The 14,681-nt window shown below is 71.4% G+C and carries 12 protein-coding genes and 1 pseudogene; 10 read left to right on the forward strand and 3 right to left on the reverse strand.

Annotated elements, in window-relative coordinates:
- Position 1 precedes the first annotated feature (1 nt).
- Both ACWCPY_RS24485 and ACWCPY_RS24490 read left to right on the forward strand, forming a co-directional pair.
- Positions 2–961, forward strand: a complete 960-nt coding sequence (locus ACWCPY_RS24485; RefSeq protein ID WP_451268231.1) for a helix-turn-helix transcriptional regulator — start codon at positions 2–4, stop codon at positions 959–961.
- A 412-nt stretch (positions 962–1,373) separates the two neighbouring features.
- On the forward strand, positions 1,374–1,589 hold the full coding sequence (locus ACWCPY_RS24490; RefSeq protein WP_451268233.1) for an I78 family peptidase inhibitor: 216 nt from the start codon (positions 1,374–1,376) through the stop codon (positions 1,587–1,589).
- A 124-nt stretch (positions 1,590–1,713) separates the two neighbouring features.
- On the opposite strand, the gene ACWCPY_RS24495 is transcribed toward ACWCPY_RS24490, so the two are convergent.
- Positions 1,714–2,730, reverse strand: a complete 1,017-nt coding sequence (locus ACWCPY_RS24495; protein ID WP_451268235.1) for a phosphatase PAP2 family protein — start codon at positions 2,728–2,730, stop codon at positions 1,714–1,716.
- A 535-nt stretch (positions 2,731–3,265) separates the two neighbouring features.
- On the opposite strand from ACWCPY_RS24495, the gene ACWCPY_RS24500 reads away from it, so the two are divergent.
- A complete protein-coding gene (locus tag ACWCPY_RS24500; RefSeq protein ID WP_451268237.1) occupies positions 3,266–4,966 on the forward strand; it encodes an MFS transporter in 1,701 nt (566 codons plus the stop codon).
- A 73-nt stretch (positions 4,967–5,039) separates the two neighbouring features.
- On the forward strand, positions 5,040–6,236 hold the full coding sequence (locus ACWCPY_RS24505; protein WP_451268239.1) for an acyl-CoA dehydrogenase family protein: 1,197 nt from the start codon (positions 5,040–5,042) through the stop codon (positions 6,234–6,236).
- A 28-nt stretch (positions 6,237–6,264) separates the two neighbouring features.
- On the opposite strand, the gene ACWCPY_RS24510 is transcribed toward ACWCPY_RS24505, so the two are convergent.
- The gene (locus ACWCPY_RS24510; RefSeq protein WP_451268241.1) at positions 6,265–6,702 is read right to left on the reverse strand and encodes a cell division protein SepF; all 438 of its coding nucleotides are present in this window, start codon (positions 6,700–6,702) and stop codon (positions 6,265–6,267) included.
- A gap of 307 nt (positions 6,703–7,009) precedes the next feature.
- Between ACWCPY_RS24510 and ACWCPY_RS24515 the strand changes: the two genes are divergently transcribed.
- Complete coding sequence (locus ACWCPY_RS24515; RefSeq protein ID WP_451268243.1) at positions 7,010–8,239, forward strand: DUF5685 family protein; 1,230 nt, start codon at positions 7,010–7,012, stop codon at positions 8,237–8,239.
- Between the two features lie 39 nt (positions 8,240–8,278).
- Here the strand turns inward: ACWCPY_RS24515 and ACWCPY_RS24520 are convergent, their stop codons facing one another.
- Positions 8,279–9,223: an ABC transporter substrate-binding protein gene (locus tag ACWCPY_RS24520; protein WP_451268245.1), complete on the reverse strand. Its 945-nt coding sequence runs from the start codon at positions 9,221–9,223 to the stop codon at positions 8,279–8,281.
- A gap of 467 nt (positions 9,224–9,690) precedes the next feature.
- On the opposite strand from ACWCPY_RS24520, the gene ACWCPY_RS24525 reads away from it, so the two are divergent.
- From ACWCPY_RS24525 to ACWCPY_RS24545, 5 genes and pseudogenes are all read left to right on the forward strand, one after another.
- Entirely contained in the window at positions 9,691–10,557 is an 867-nt protein-coding gene (locus tag ACWCPY_RS24525; protein WP_451268247.1) for an amino acid ABC transporter permease, read from the forward strand.
- Entirely contained in the window at positions 10,554–12,398 is a 1,845-nt protein-coding gene (locus ACWCPY_RS24530) for an FAD/NAD(P)-binding protein (protein ID WP_451268249.1), read from the forward strand. The genes ACWCPY_RS24525 and ACWCPY_RS24530 overlap by 4 nt, the downstream gene beginning before the upstream one ends.
- A gap of 92 nt (positions 12,399–12,490) precedes the next feature.
- A pseudogene (locus ACWCPY_RS24535) lies at positions 12,491–12,768 on the forward strand (ABC transporter permease subunit); the annotation flags it as partial.
- A 38-nt stretch (positions 12,769–12,806) separates the two neighbouring features.
- Positions 12,807–13,559 (forward strand): amino acid ABC transporter ATP-binding protein, encoded by a 753-nt coding sequence (locus ACWCPY_RS24540; RefSeq protein ID WP_451268375.1) that lies wholly within the window; start codon positions 12,807–12,809, stop codon positions 13,557–13,559.
- A gap of 51 nt (positions 13,560–13,610) precedes the next feature.
- Positions 13,611–14,678, forward strand: coding sequence for an LLM class flavin-dependent oxidoreductase (locus tag ACWCPY_RS24545; protein ID WP_451268251.1), 1,068 nt, complete (start codon positions 13,611–13,613; stop codon positions 14,676–14,678).
- Positions 14,679–14,681 lie beyond the last annotated feature (3 nt).

A 14,681-nucleotide genomic window follows, 5' to 3' on the forward strand; every position in this document is an offset into this window, starting at 1 on the left:
CATGTTGGAGACCTCGGCACGACTGCTGCGTCTGCTCTCACTGCTCCAGGCGCACCGCGACTGGTCCGGCGCCGATCTCGCCGACCGGCTCGGCGTCACCCCGCGGACCGTCCGGCGCGATGTCGACAAGCTGCGCGAACTGGGCTACCCGGTCAACGCCAGTCCCGGCACCGGTGGCGGGTACCAGCTCGGCGCCGGTGCCCGGTTGCCGCCGCTGCTCCTGGACGACGAGGAGGCCGTCGCCGTCGCGGTCGGCCTGCGCACCGCGGCGGGCAACGGCGTCGAAGGCATCGGCGAGACCTCCGTACGCGCCCTGACAAAGCTGGAACAGGTGCTGCCGGACCGGCTCCGGCGCCGGGTGAACGCGCTGAACACCTTCACCGTGCCGCTGCTCCGGGCACCCGTCGCGTCGGTCGCCGACGCGGGCGTCCTGACCGAACTCGCCGGAGCCTGCCGGGACGCCGAACGGCTGCGCTTCGAGTACCGGGACCACTCCGGCTCCGTCTCGCGGCGGACCGTCGAACCGCACCGGCTGGTGTGCACCGAGCGCCGCTGGTACCTCGTCGCCTGGGACCTGGACCGCGCGGACTGGCGTACGTTCCGGGCGGACCGGATCACCCCCACGCCGCCGCACGGCCCGAGGTTCACCCCGCGCGACGCACCCGCGGAGGATCTGGCGGCCTACGTCTCGAAGGGGATCTCCACGTCCGTGTACCCGACGCGGGCGGTGGTCCGGCTGAAGGCGGGGATCGAGCGCGCGGCCGAGCGGGTCTCGCCCGCGGCCGGGGTGCTGGAGGCGGTCGACGCCGAAAGCTGTCTGCTGCTGAGCGGGGCGGCCACCCTGGACGTGCTGGTCATCCACGTGATGATGCTGGGATTCGACTTCGAGGTGGTCGAACCACCGGAGCTCCAGGACGCGATCAGGGCGGCCAGGGACCGGCTGACCAGGGCCCTGGAGTGAGCCCGGCCTGCGACAACGCCATACGGACGGCCTGGGCGGCCCGCTATACCAGTGGCGGCCGGCGGCCGCCCTCGTACCGCATTGCGAATATTGTGACCAGAGGATAAGGCTGCCATAAGGAAGCGTGAATTCCCGGCGACGTGCTCATTTACGCAGGTTATTCGGCAAGGGAATTCCAACCGCTCGGCACGGGATATTCCCTCCCGATTCCGGGCCTTCCGCGTGATCATTTTCCGGCTTGTGTGATTACTGTGTGTCCGGCCCCCGGGTGCGTGTCCGGGTGGCGTGATCCATACGGCAGGGGTGTCGTGATCCTGTGACAGAAGTGTGACCGGCGGGGAACGTGAGGATGCCCGGCGGTGGCGGGCGCCCCGGCTTCCGCCACCGCCCGGGGCCGCCTACGGTGAAGGGCATGGCACCCATACCGACCCCTCCCGTCCAGCCCGACGACGCGCCGGGTGAGTACGTCGGCCTCGCCGCCGACGCCGCCGAACGGCGGGCCCGCAGCCATGGCTGGAGCACCGTCAGATCCCTGCCGCCGGGCGCGATCATCACCATGGAGTTCCGGAGCGGACGGATCAACTTCGAGGTCGACGCCGCCGTCGTCACCCGCTGCTGGGTGGGCTGAGACCTCCGCGACCGCGACCCGGGCGTCCGGCCCCGGACATGGGTGAGGGCCCCGACCGGAGTCGGGGCCCTCACTCATGTCCGGGGGAGCGGCTGTGCGTACCGGCTCCGTGGTCGCCTGGGTCTCAGCCGCCGGCCACCGGGCGGGCCGGGCTCGTGCCGCCGCGCGGTGTGCGGTCGGCGTGCGGCGGCCGCCGGCTGCCGGCCGGGGTGACCGGGGTCCGCTCCGAGCGCACCACGTGCGCCGGATGCGAGGCGTGCGCGCGCGAGCGGGTGGTGGTGGAGCCGGTGGCTCCCGCGACGGCAGGCTCCAGAGCCGGGCTCTGTACCGGGGTGTCGCAGCCGTCCGGCTGGGGCGGCAGTGCGGGCCTGGGCCCGCCGGCCGCGACGGGAACGGAGGGAACGGGGCGGCCGAACCCCCGCAGGTTGTCGCGCTGGGCGAAGATCCAGGCCTCCGCCCGGGTGATCAGCGGCTCGACCCAGGGCAGGCCCAGCATGATCAGCAGGCCCGCCGCCCAGCCCAGCAGGACGTCGCTGAGCCAGTGCGTACCGAGATAGACGGTGGTGAGCCCGACACCGAGCGAGACGATGGCCGACATGGCCGACAGGTAGCGCCGGGCTCGCGGGGTGGTGGCCAGATAGGCGAGGATTCCCCAGGTCACGACCGCGTTGGCGGTGTGGCCGGAGGGGAATATATCGCCGCCGGCGAAGAGTTCGGCGGAGCCGATCTGGGTCGCGTAGTGCGGTCCGAGGCGCCCGAGACCGATCTTGACCGCGCCGACCGTCACATTGAGCAGCAGCAGTGCCGCGCCCAGCGTCAGCAGCGGTCGCAGCGTGTGCTGCCGCCAGGAGCGCCAGCCGAGCCAGCAGGCGACCATGGTGGCGGTGGGTCCGCGCTGGCCGAGCACGATGTAGTAGTCGAGGAACGCATGGATTTCCGGCCACTGCTGGTACGGCCGGAAGAGCATGACCTTCCAGTCCAGGGTCACCAGCCAGGACGAGACCAGCACGGCAATGACGATGGCGAGATAGAACGCCAACGTCCCGCCGAAGAGCGCGATGCGGTGACGGCTCATCCGCGGTGGCTCTATCTTCGGCGGCTCCGGCTCCCGGTCCAGCCGGGCAAAGATGTCGGTACGCACCCAATCGACGTTACAGCGAGTTAGTGCGGGACCCGGTCGATCCGGTCTCTTTGTGATGACGATGTGATGTGGACTATGTCTCAGCGGGGTCTTAATTCCTGACCTCCGTGAGCATCTCGAAGGGTCTTCGCGCTATTGATTTCGCACGCATTTCGGAAGGGTGTTTGGGAGCGGGCGGAAAAGCGCAGGAGGTGCCGGTATGAATTTATCCGGGCCCGGCGGGCGGCTGAACGGACGGTGCCGGTCCGGTCACCGGCCGCTTTCGGACCCGGCCCGGCGGGTGCCGCGCGGGGGTGGCCGAGTACCGTCCTGTGCCGAGTACGGAGCGTGTCCCCGCAGGTCCGGGCGGTGGTTCGGCGTGGCGTACGCCACACCCCGTGGTCCGACCGGGTATGAGGTGGACCACGTGGGCGGGCTCCGAACTCGCGTACGCTGACGGATCACTCGCCCGTCGATGCCGGGCCATGAGGAGCGGCGAACCGCCGAGTCCCCGGTTGGCCCGCCGAGCGCGAGGGACCTTTTGGGAGGTACATGCATGTCCGGGACGACCACAGCCCGAATCCGGCTGCGCTCAGCGGCCGCCGGTGCCAATCGATGGGTCGTCCTCGTCGTCCTCTGCCTCAGTCTCCTGCTCGTGGCACTCGACTCGACCGTGCTCCACGTCGCCGTACCCGCCGTCACCGAGGACCTGCGGCCCAGCGCGGTCGGTCTGCTCTGGATCGTCGACGCCTATCCGCTGGTCTGTGCCTCGCTGCTGATCCTCTTCGGCACCCTCGGGGACCGGGTCGGCCGCCGCCGCGTGCTGCTGCTCGGCTACGCCCTCTTCGGTGTCGCCTCCGCGATAGCCGCGCTGGCCGGCAGCCCCGGCGTGCTCATCGTGGCGCGTGCCCTGCTCGGGGTCGGCGGCGCCATGATCATGCCGGCGACGCTGTCGATCCTCCGGCAGGTCTTCCCCGACCGGCGTGAACGGGCCGTGGCGATCGGTATCTGGACCGCGGTCGCCGCTGTGGGCGCCGCCACCGGTCCGGTCATCGGCGGCTTCCTCGTCGAGCACTTCTGGTGGGGCTCGGTCTTCCTGATCAACGTCCCGCTGATGGTGCTGATCCTGCCGGTCGCACGACTGCTGCTGCCCGAGTCGCGCGGCAGTCACGACGGTCCGTGGGACGTGCTGGGCGCGCTGATGGCCGCCGCCGGAGTGCTCGGGGTGGTCCTCGGGGTGAAGCGGGCGGGCGCGGGTGAGGTGCTCGGCCCGGCCACGCTCGTCCCGCTGCTGATCGGTGCGGGGCTGCTCGTCGTGTTCGTGCGGCGTCAGAAGCGGCGCACGCATCCGCTGATCGACATAGGGCTGTTCACCAGGCCCGCCTTCTCCACCGCGGTGGGCTGCATCGTCCTCGCCATGCTGGCCCTGGTCGGTCTTGAGCTCATAGCCGTGCAGTACCTCCAGCTCGTCCTCGGCCTGAGCCCGCTCCAGACCGGTCTGCGGCTGCTGCCGCTCACCTTCGCCGCGATGGCCGCGGGCGCCACCGGCTCGTACACCCTGCGCCGTGTCGGACCACGCCGGATGGTCGGCTGGGGCTTCGTGCTCACGGCCGTCTCGGTGCTGATCCTCACCGCGATGGGACAGCACGACCGGCCCGCACTGCTGACGGCGGCCTTCATCGCCCTCGGTTTCGGGCTCCAGACCACGCTCTTCGGGGCGTACGAATCCATGCTCAGCGAGGCCCCCGCCGACCGGGCGGGCGGGGCGGCGGCGATCGGCGAGACCTCCTACCAGCTGGGTGCGGGCATGGGGATCGCCCTGCTCGGCAGTGTCATGAACGCCGCCTACGCCCCCGGGCTCTCGAAGCTCTCCGAAGCGGGTGTCCCGGCCGGGGCCGGCGCGGCCGCCGCCCACTCGCTGGGCGAGGCCTACCAGGTGGCGGACCGGCTGGGAGGTCCGCTGGGGGCGGTGCTCCGCTCCACGGCGCGCCACTCCTTCATCACGGGACTGCATGTCACGCTGCTGGTCAGCGCCGCCCTGCTGCTGCTCGGCGCGCTCGCCGCGCTGCGGCTGCCGCGGGTGATGGACTGCCCCGCGCCGGTGCCCGACGAAGCCGGGCGGCCCGACGCGGGCGAGACCCGCGAACACCGCACCGCGCACGAGGTCCCCGCCCCGGACCGTGCGCAGCGGCCCCTCCCTCGGCCGGCCCGGCACCGACCCGCCGAGGCGACCGGCTCTGGACGGGCGGCACACTGAGCCGTAACGTCGGTGCGAGGCCATAACTAACACTGCTAGTTTTAGCATCGCGCGAGCCGTCGGAGGCATCCTCATGTCCACCACCGAGTCCTCGAAGCTCCCACCGTTCGACCCCGCCGACCCGATCGGCATCGACGATCTGCTCAGCGCCGAGGACCTCGCGATCCGCGGGACCGTACGCGACTGGGCCGCCGACCGCGTCCTGCCGCACATCGCCGAGTGGTACGAGAACGGCGAGCTGCCCGGCATCCGCGAGCTGGCCCGTGAGCTCGGCTCGCTCGGTGCGCTCGGCATGTCCCTCCAGGGATACGGCTGCGCGGGCGCCACCGCCGTCCAGTACGGACTGGCCTGTCTGGAGCTCGAAGCGGCGGACTCGGGGATCCGCTCCCTGGTCTCCGTGCAGGGATCGCTCGCCATGTACGCCATCCACCGCTTCGGCTCCGAGGAGCAGCGCCGGCGCTGGCTGCCGGGCATGGCGGCCGGCGAGATCATCGGCTGCTTCGGCCTCACCGAACCGGACCACGGCTCCGACCCCGCCGGGATGCGTACCTTCGCCAGGCGCGACGGTGGGGACTGGGTGCTCACCGGCCGCAAGATGTGGATCACCAACGGCTCGGTCGCTGGGGTCGCCGTCGTGTGGGCGCAGACCGACGACGGAATCCGTGGATTCGCCGTGCCGACCGACACCCCGGGCTTCTCGGCGCCCGAGATCAAGCACAAGTGGTCGCTGCGCGCCTCGGTCACCAGTGAGCTGGTGCTCGACGAGGTCCGGCTGCCCGCCGATGCGGTGCTGCCGGGCGTCACCGGTCTGCGCGGCCCGCTCAGCTGTCTCAGCCACGCCCGCTACGGGATCGTCTGGGGAGCCATGGGTGCGGCCCGCGCCAGCTTCGAGGCGGCCGTGGACTACGCGAGGACCAGGGAGCAGTTCGGCCGGCCGATCGGCGGCTTCCAGCTCACCCAGGCCAAGCTCGCGGACATGGCCGTGGAACTGCACAAGGGCATCCTGCTCGCCCACCATCTGGGCCGGCGGATGGACGCGGGCAGGCTCCGCCCGGAGCAGGTCAGTTTCGGAAAACTCAACAATGTGCGGGAGGCGATCGACATCTGCCGTACCTCGCGCACCATCCTCGGCGCCAACGGGATCTCGCTGGAGTACCCGGTGATGCGCCATGCGACGAATCTGGAGTCGGTGCTCACCTACGAAGGGACCGTGGAGATGCACCAGCTGGTGCTGGGCAAGGCGCTCACCGGTCTCGACGCGTTCCGCTAGAGGCCGGAACGTCCGGCGAGCGCCCTGCTCAGCTCTGGTTGAAGAAGCCGTCGGCCGGCCGGCCGACGGCTTCGGTGACCACCTGGGTGTCGGCCGGGCTCAGCAGGAAGACCCGGGTGGCGACGCGCTCGATCGAGCCGCGCAGTCCGAAGATCAGCCCGGCGGCGAAATCCACGACGCGCTTCGCGTCGGTGGGGTCCATGGTCGTGAGGTTGACGATGACCGGAACGCCGTCCCGGAAGAGCTCTCCGATGGCCCGCGCGTCCCGGAAACTGTCCGGAGTCACGGTGGCGATCCGGCGGCCCGTCTCCTCGGCAGCCTCGGACGCGATCTGCACCCGGGGGTCGGTCACCCATGCCTGGCCGGTCCCGGTCTGCGGGCCCTCGGCGTACTCGTCGTCGTAGTACCGCTCGTCGTTGTCCTCCACGAGGCCCAGCCAGGCACTCGCCTTGCGCACCGATCCCATGGACGCCTCCTCTCACCGCGGTTCCGTCTTGTTCCGCATCTCTTTCGTCTCCCTATGGTCGTCCATGATGCGGATCGTGCGCCAAGTGGATAGTCGGCGCGCAGGGGATTCGTGACGGTACTGGCACAGAAGATGTGGCGATTCGTCAGGGTTTCTCCCGCATAAGGAGTCTGAAAGAAAGAAAATATGATGCCCGGGCCGTACGGGTGATGCGGGGGACGTACGGGTGAACGGGGTGGTCGATACGATGCACCTCGCGCGGCCGCACGAGCCCGGCGCGAAGGTGAACGACTCTCGGGGGATCGTCGTGTTCGGAATAGTCAGGCCCTGCGCCCATCGGTTGTCCGAGGGGCTCAGGACCGAATGGATGGCCCATCTCTGCGGGCTCTGCCTCGCACTTCGCTCAGATCACGGGCAATTCGCCAGGATCGTTACGAACTATGACGGTCTGATTGTTTCGGTTCTGACGGAGGCTCAGTCCGAGCGCACCACCGGATGGCGCCGCACGGCGGGGCCCTGCCCGCTGCGCGCCATGCGGACCGCCCCGGTCGCCCGCGGCGAGGGGGCCAGACTGGCCGCCGCCGTCTCCCTGGTGCTCGCCTCGGCGAAGGTCCGGGACCACGTCGCGGACGGGGACGGCCTGTTGAGGCGCCGCCCGGTCGCCGCCGCCGCGCGCCGGGTCGCCGCGGGCTGGGACCGGGCCGGCGCGCGCACCGGCGCACAGCTCGGCTTCGACACGGCGCTGCTCGTGGACGCCGTCGACCGGCAGACCGGCATCGAGCTGACCGCCGGGCCCGGCACCCCGCTGCTCACGGTCACCGAACCCACCGAGACCGCCACCGCGGCCGCCTTCGCCCACACCGCGGTGCTCGCCGGCAGGCCACGGAACGCGGCGCCGCTCGCCGAGGCCGGCCGCCTCTTCGGGCGCCTGGCCCATCTGCTGGACGCCGTGGAGGACCAGGAAACTGACGCCGCGTCGGGGGCCTGGAACCCGCTCACCGCGACCGGCACCTCGCGGGCGGAGGCCCGGCGGCTGTGCGACGACGCGCTGCACGGCGTACGGCTGGCGCTGCGCGACGCGGAATTCACCGACGGCAAGCTGGCCCATGTGCTGCTGGCGCACGAGCTGCGCCAGTCGGTGGACCGGGCCTTCGATACCACCTCGTGCTCGCACCGGGCGGGCGGCGTGCTCCTGGACGGAGCCGACGCCACGTCAGGCTCCGGGCAGACCGGGTCCTTCGGGCCGCCGCCGGGCAATCCGTACGCACCGGGCCCCGGCGGCCCGGCGAGCCCGCCGCAGCCCCCGCCCGAGCCGCCGCGCGACCGGCGCGGTCTGATCGCGGGCTGCCTGGTGTGGGCGGGGCTGGCCTGCACCTGCCAGATGTGCTGCGGCACGTTCGACGACCCGTGGAGCCATCAGCGCCGCGAAGGCCTCTGCAACCAGTGCGACTGCGGGGACTGCTGCGATGCGTGCGACTGCTGCAGCAACTGCGGGGACTGCTGTGACGGGTGCGACTGCTGCGACTGCAGCTGCTGAGCCGGACGCCGGGTCCGGCTGCCGGGCGCCCGGTCCGGATCACTTGATCTCGGGCGGCGAGATCTGCGAGGTCCTGATCGCCGAAGCGCCGATGCCCCACTTCTTCAGGATCCGGTCGTAGGTGCCGTCCGCCTTCAGGCCGTTCACCGCGGCCTGGAAGGCGGGTGCCAGCTCGGTGCCCTTCTTGAAGGCGAAGCCGACGTCGAGGCGCTTGAACTCATTGAGGAAGCGCACGCCCTCCTGCTGGCGCACCGCGTACCGAAGCCCGTTGATGGTGGACATCACCACATCGCTGCGGCCCTGCTGGAGCGAGGCCCAGGTGGCGCCCTGGTCGCTGTACGTCTTCACGTCGTACGGCTTGCGGCCCGCGTCGGTGCACCGGCGCCGGTTCTCCTCCAGGGTCACCTCGAAGGTGGTGCCCGCACCGGTGCCCACGGTCAGGCCGCAGAGCTGGGTGAGATCGGTGACCTTCTTCAGCTTGCTGTCCTCGCGGACCGCGAAGCCCTGGCCGTCATTGATGTACGTGACGAAGTCGATGGTCCTGCGGCGCTCGTCGGTCACCCCGAAGTTGCCGGTGCCCACGTCGTACTTCCCGCTGCCCAGCGCCGGCAGGATCGCCTCGAAGGAGGCCACCTCACGGGTGAACCTCAGCCCGAGCTTCCTGGCCACCGCGTCCGCGAAGTCGATGTCCGTACCGGCCACCGTCTTCCCGTCCGCGAGGTAGGTGGCGCCGGGCGGGTTGCTGACGCTGGCGGCGATGTCCAGGGTCCCTGCGGAGCGGACGCCGGCGGGCAGCAGCTTCGCCGCGGCCTCGTCCTCGCGCACCGACGAGACGACGTCGGTCGTCGGCACCTTTCCCTTGGCGCCCCCGTCCCCGGCGGCACCGGCCGGTGCGGACACCGGATCGCCGGACCCGCACGCGGTGAGGGCGAGAGCGGCGACGGTGATCAGCGCGAAGGCAGCGGTGTGCCGGGTTCGGGACATGAAGAGGTTCTCCAGAGTCGTCGGCCGTGAGCGGGCGCGACCGCGGCAGGGCAGCGCGCGGCGACCTCACGGCCGGGTCGAGGAAGGACGGCGGAGCGAGGGGAGGGGAGAGCGGCGTCGTGTGTGAAGGCACGCGGGGAGAAATGCCCGGACGCCGGAAACGGCGCGAGGCGGAGACGCGGGGAGACGCAGGGGGTCAGCTCAACAGGAGGAGGACCACACGCGACCGAAGTCGATGTGGGAGCGCTTGACCAGCCACTGCTGCGAATGCATGGCCCAAGTGGAACAGGCATCCGGCGGTCCGTCAACTGAACCGAGACGTACGGCTCATAGTGTGGACAGGCTTGACAACGCGCGGCGAACAGCGCTTACCTCGGAGGCGGACCGGCGCTGAGGGGCCCGGTCCACGTTGTGTTTCGGCTGAAGGCACGCCCCGTGTTCGATCTCTGCATCCACGGAGCCTTCGCATGTCCGCGCAGACAGATACCCTCCCTCACTCTCCTCCCGCCCCGCTCACCAGGAGCGACGGAGCCGACCGGCTCCGGATCGTGCCGGTACGCCGCACGGGCCAGTGGGCGGCGGCCGCCGCAGTCCTGGCGCTGCTCGCCCTGGCGCTGAACTCCGTCATCCGCAACGACGCCTTCCAGTGGGACGTCGTCGCCGACTACTTCACCACCGCCGCGGTCCTGCGCGGCCTCGGTCTGACCCTCTGGCTCACGGCACTGGTCATGGTGCTCGGCTTCGCCCTCGGCACCCTGCTCGCCGTCCTCAGACTCTCCGCCAACCGTGTGCTCCGGACGGTCAGCTGGGGATACATCTGGCTGTTCAGATCGACCCCGATCCTGGTCCAGCTGCTGTTCTGGTTCAACATCGGCGCGCTCTACCCGGAGATCCTCGGCGTCCGTACGGTGAACCTCCTCGGCCCCGTCACGGTCGCCGTCATCGGGCTCACCCTGCACGAGGCCGCGTACGCCGCCGAAGTCGTCCGCGGCGGCATCCTCTCCGTGGAACGCGGACAGATCGAGGCCGCCCAGTCGCTCGGCCTCGGGCCCTGGCGCAGGTTCCGCCGGATCGTCCTGCCGCAGGCGATGCGCTCCATCGTCCCGCCCGCCGGGAACATGCTGATCGGCACCCTCAAGGGCACCTCGATCGTCAGCATCATCGCCGTGCAGGACCTGCTGTACTCCGTACAGCTCGTGTACCACCGCACCTATCAGGTCATCCCGCTGCTGCTGGTCGCCACCATCTGGTACGCCGTGGTCACCTCGCTGCTCGGGATCGGCCAGCACTACGTCGAGCGGCACTACGCGCGCGGCACGGCGGCTGCCCGGTGAGCGGCACGCCGACGCTCGTCGTCATAGGCGCCGGACCGCGCGGCACCGGCCTGATCGAGCGCATCGCCGCCAACGCCCCGGCCCTGTACGGGGACCGCCCGCTGGCCATCCACCTCGTCGACCCGTACCCGCCCGGCGGCGGACGGATCTGGCGGCACGAGCAGTCGCCGCTGCTCTGGATGAACTCCATGGCCGAGGACGTCACGATGTTCACCGACGACACCGTCCAGCAGGAGGGGCCGATCCGTCCCGGGCCCGCACTGCACACCTGGGCGGCGGACATCCGGGACGGGCGTGCGGCGCTCCCGGACGGGGCGGAGGTCGAACCCGAACTCCTCGTGGAGATAAAGGCGTTGGAGGGCAACGACTTCCCGAGCAGACGGCTGCAGAGCGTCTATCTGCGCTGGGTGTACGAGCAGGCGGTGGCCGCCCTCCCGCAGCACATCACCGTCCGCTGGCACCGGGGCACCGCCCTCCGTGTCACCGGGCCGCGCGAAGGCCGGCAGCGCGTCTGGCTGGAGGGGCGCGACACCCCGCTGCTCGCCGATGCCGTCGCCGTCACCATCGGCCACCTCGAAGCCGAACCCGAGCCGGAACAGGTGGAGCTGGCCCACTTCGCCGACCGGCACGGACTCGTCCACCTGCCACCGGACTTCACTGCCGACACCGATCTGACCGAGGTGCCCGCCGGTGAGCCGGTCATCGTGCGGGGCTTCGGGCTCGCCTTCGTCGATCTGATGGTGCTGCTCACCGAGGGGCGCGGCGGACGGTACGAGAACGGCGAGTACGTGCCCTCCGGGCGGGAGCCGGTGCTCCACATCGGATCGCGCCGCGGCGTCCCGTACCACTCCAAGATCGGCTACGCCTGGGCGGGCGAACGGCCGCCGCTGCCGCGTTTCCTCGGCCCGGACCGGACCGAGGCCCTGCTGAAGGCCGACGGGCCGGTCGACTTCCGGCGCGATGTGTGGCCACATATCGACAAAGAGCTCGGCTACGCCCACTACCACCGGCTCTTCACCGCCCACCCCGAGCGCACCACCGGCGACTGGGCCTCCTTCGAGGCGGCGTACGCGACGGCGGACCCGGCAGGCCCCGAACTGGCCGCCCTCGTCGCCGCAGCCGTCCCCGACCCCGCGGACCGGCTCGACCTCGAAGCGCTCGACCACCCCCTGGACGGGGTGCGCCACCCCTCGTACGACGCACTGCAGGAGGGGCTGCGCGACTACATCACCGCCGACCTGGAACGCCGCCACGACCCCGCACGGAGCCAGGACCTCGCCGTCTTCCTGGGACTGCTGTCCGCCTACGGGCAGCTGATCCGGCTCGGCGACATCGGGGGCTGGTGGCACGGCTTCTTCAGCTTCCTCGCCTCCGGTCCGCCCGGACCCCGGCTGCACCAGCTCCTCGCCCTCTCGCGGGCCGGTGTCGTCCGCTTCCTCGGCGCCGGAATGACCGTCGAGGCCGACGAGCGGCGGGGCCTCTTCCTGGCCGGCAGCGCCACCGTGCCGGGGCAGCGGATAGCGGCCCGCACCCTGGTCGAGGCCCGGCTGCCCGACCCCACACTGGAGCGCACCCGCAGCCCGCTGCTCCAGGAGCTGTACGAGGACGGGGCCGTCGCCACCGCCACCGGGCTGCTCTCGGTCGACCCCGACAGCGGCCGGATCCTGGGCCGCGACGGCCGGCCGCACCCGCGCCGCTTCGCGCTCGGCCCGTTCACCACCGCGCGGGCCGGCGGAGCGTTCACCCGGCCGCGCACCGGCGGCCCGGCCTTCCGGCAGAACGACGCCACCGCCCGTACGGCGCTCGCGTTCCTCCGGGACCTCGCCCGCAGCGACGGCTGACCGCCCCCGGGAGGGCACGGCCCGCCCCCCCACCCTCGTACACCGCAGCCCAAGGACCCCCATGGCCCTCACCAGTGATCCACCCATCGACAAGGCGACAGGAGCTGCGGCGGATCGTGCTCCCGCAGGCGATGCGCTCCATCCTGCCGAACGCCGCCAACGAGATCATCTCGCTCTTCAAGGGCACCTCGATCGTCTCCGTGATGGCGATCGGCGAACTCTTCCACCAGGTCCAGGTCGTCTACGGACGCAACGGCAGGGTCGTGCCCCTGCTGATGGTCGCGACGGTCCGGTACATCTCCTGACCACCGTGCTCTCCGTCCTCCAGCACTACGTCGAACGTCACTACGCCAAGGGGGCCGCACGATGAGCAGCACCACCACCGACACCACCGCGGCCCCGGACGCCATGGTCGAGATCCGCTCCGTCCACAAGAGCTTCGGCAGCCTCGAAGTGCTGCGCGGCATCGACCTGTCCGTAGGCACCGGAGAGGTCACCGTCGTCCTCGGCCCGTCCGGCTCCGGCAAGTCCACACTCCTGCGCACCATCAACCACCTGGAGAAGGTCGACCACGGCTGGATCAGCGTCGACGGCACCCTGGTCGGCTACCGCAGGGACGGCGACAGGCTCTACGAGCTCCGCGAGCGCGAGGTGCTGCGCCAGCGCACCCGGATCGGCTTCGTCTTCCAGAACTTCAACCTCTTCCCGCACCTCACCGTGGTGGAGAACATCGTCGAGGCCCCGGTCGCGGCACTCGGCCGCCCGAAGCAGGAAGCCGTCGCCGCCGCGGAGAAGCTGCTCGCCAGGGTCGGGCTCGCCGACAAGGCGGACGCCTACCCCAAGCAGCTCTCCGGCGGGCAGCAGCAGCGGGTCGCCATCGCCCGCGCGCTGGCCCTCGAACCCAAGCTGCTGCTCTTCGACGAGCCGACCTCGGCGCTCGACCCCGAGCTGGTCGGCGAAGTCCTCGACGTCATCAAGGACCTGGCGCTCCAGGGCACCACCATGATCGTCGTCACCCATGAGATCGGCTTCGCCCGCGAGGTCGCCGACACCGTCGTCTTCATGGACGAGGGACGGATCGTCGAGCAGGGCGCCCCCGGCGACGTACTCGACCGTCCGGAGCACGAGCGCACCCGCGCCTTCCTGTCCAAGGTCCTGTGATCCCGACCATGTTCTCTTTTGCGCTCATACGACCCCGAGAGGTACCCCTCCATGTCCACGACCGCACCCCTCCACCTGGCCGCCGAGATCGGCGGTCCGCCCCGTTACGACCCCGGGCACTACATCGGCCTCGCCCGGCTCGCCGAGCGCGGCGCCCTCGACTTCGTCACGCTCGGCGACTCCTTCGCCAGGCCCGGGCTCGACGCGCTCGCCGTGCTCTCCCGGGTCGCGCCCGCCACCGGCCGGATCGGCCTGGTGCCCACCGTCACCACCACCCACACCGAGCCGTTCCACGTGTCGTCCGCCGTGGCCACCCTGGACTGGGTGAGCCGCGGCCGGGCGGGCTGGAACGTCGATGTCTCCAGGACCGGGGCCGAGGCCCGGCTGTTCGGCCGGCGTCCGGCTGCGCCCGCCGAACAGCTGTGGCGCGAGGCCGCCGAGAGCGCCGACGTGGGTGCCCGTCTGTGGGACAGCTGGGAGGACGGCGCCGAGATCAGGGACATCGCCACCGGACGCTTCATCGACCGCGACAAGCTGCACTACGTCGACTTCGAGGGCGCCTCCTTCTCCGTCCGGGGACCGGCGATCGTGCCCAGGCCACCGCAGGGGCACCCGGTCATCGTCGTCGACGGGACGAGCGGCCCGGCCCGGGAGACCGCCGCCCGCCACGCGGACGTCGTGCTGGTCCGGGCCACCACCCCCGAGCAGGCCGCCGGGGCCCGCACCGACCTGCGCCGGCGCGCGGCGGCGTACGGGCGCGACCCCGGCACGCTCCGGGTCCTGGTCGCACTCACCGTCGACCTCGGCGACGCCGAGACCGCCCCGGAACCGGGACTGGAGAGCGGACCACCGCTCGCCGCCGGCGGCTCGTACTACCGGGGCGGCCCGGTGGACCTCGCCGAACTGATCACCCGGTGGCACCGCGGCGGCGCGGCGGACGGATTCCACCTCACGCCCATCACCCCCGGGCGCGACCTCGAACGGATCGTCAACGGAACCGTGGCCCTGCTCCAGCACCGCAGTCTGTTCCGCACCTTCCACCCCGGCGGCACCCTCCGCGAGCACCTGGGGCTGGCCCGCCCCGCCAACCGGTACGCCCTCGAAGGAGGACGGGCATGAGCA

It is taken from the genome of Streptomyces sp. NPDC002403 (assembly GCF_053593015.1).

Bases quoted from the DNA above. Each gene is read 5' to 3' on its own strand.
- ACWCPY_RS24490 (WP_451268233.1), top strand. From the start codon at position 1,374: ATGGCACCCATACCGACCCCTCCCGTCCAGCCCGACGACGCGCCGGGT.
- ACWCPY_RS24540 (WP_451268375.1), top strand. From the start codon at position 12,807: ATGGTCGAGATCCGCTCCGTCCACAAGAGCTTCGGCAGCCTCGAAGTG.
- ACWCPY_RS24510 (WP_451268241.1), bottom strand. From the start codon at position 6,702: ATGGGATCGGTGCGCAAGGCGAGTGCCTGGCTGGGCCTCGTGGAGGAC.
- ACWCPY_RS24485 (WP_451268231.1), top strand. From the start codon at position 2: ATGTTGGAGACCTCGGCACGACTGCTGCGTCTGCTCTCACTGCTCCAG.
- ACWCPY_RS24545 (WP_451268251.1), top strand. From the start codon at position 13,611: ATGTCCACGACCGCACCCCTCCACCTGGCCGCCGAGATCGGCGGTCCG.
- ACWCPY_RS24525 (WP_451268247.1), top strand. From the start codon at position 9,691: ATGTCCGCGCAGACAGATACCCTCCCTCACTCTCCTCCCGCCCCGCTC.
- ACWCPY_RS24505 (WP_451268239.1), top strand. From the start codon at position 5,040: ATGTCCACCACCGAGTCCTCGAAGCTCCCACCGTTCGACCCCGCCGAC.
- ACWCPY_RS24500 (WP_451268237.1), top strand. From the start codon at position 3,266: ATGTCCGGGACGACCACAGCCCGAATCCGGCTGCGCTCAGCGGCCGCC.
- ACWCPY_RS24520 (WP_451268245.1), bottom strand. From the start codon at position 9,223: ATGTCCCGAACCCGGCACACCGCTGCCTTCGCGCTGATCACCGTCGCC.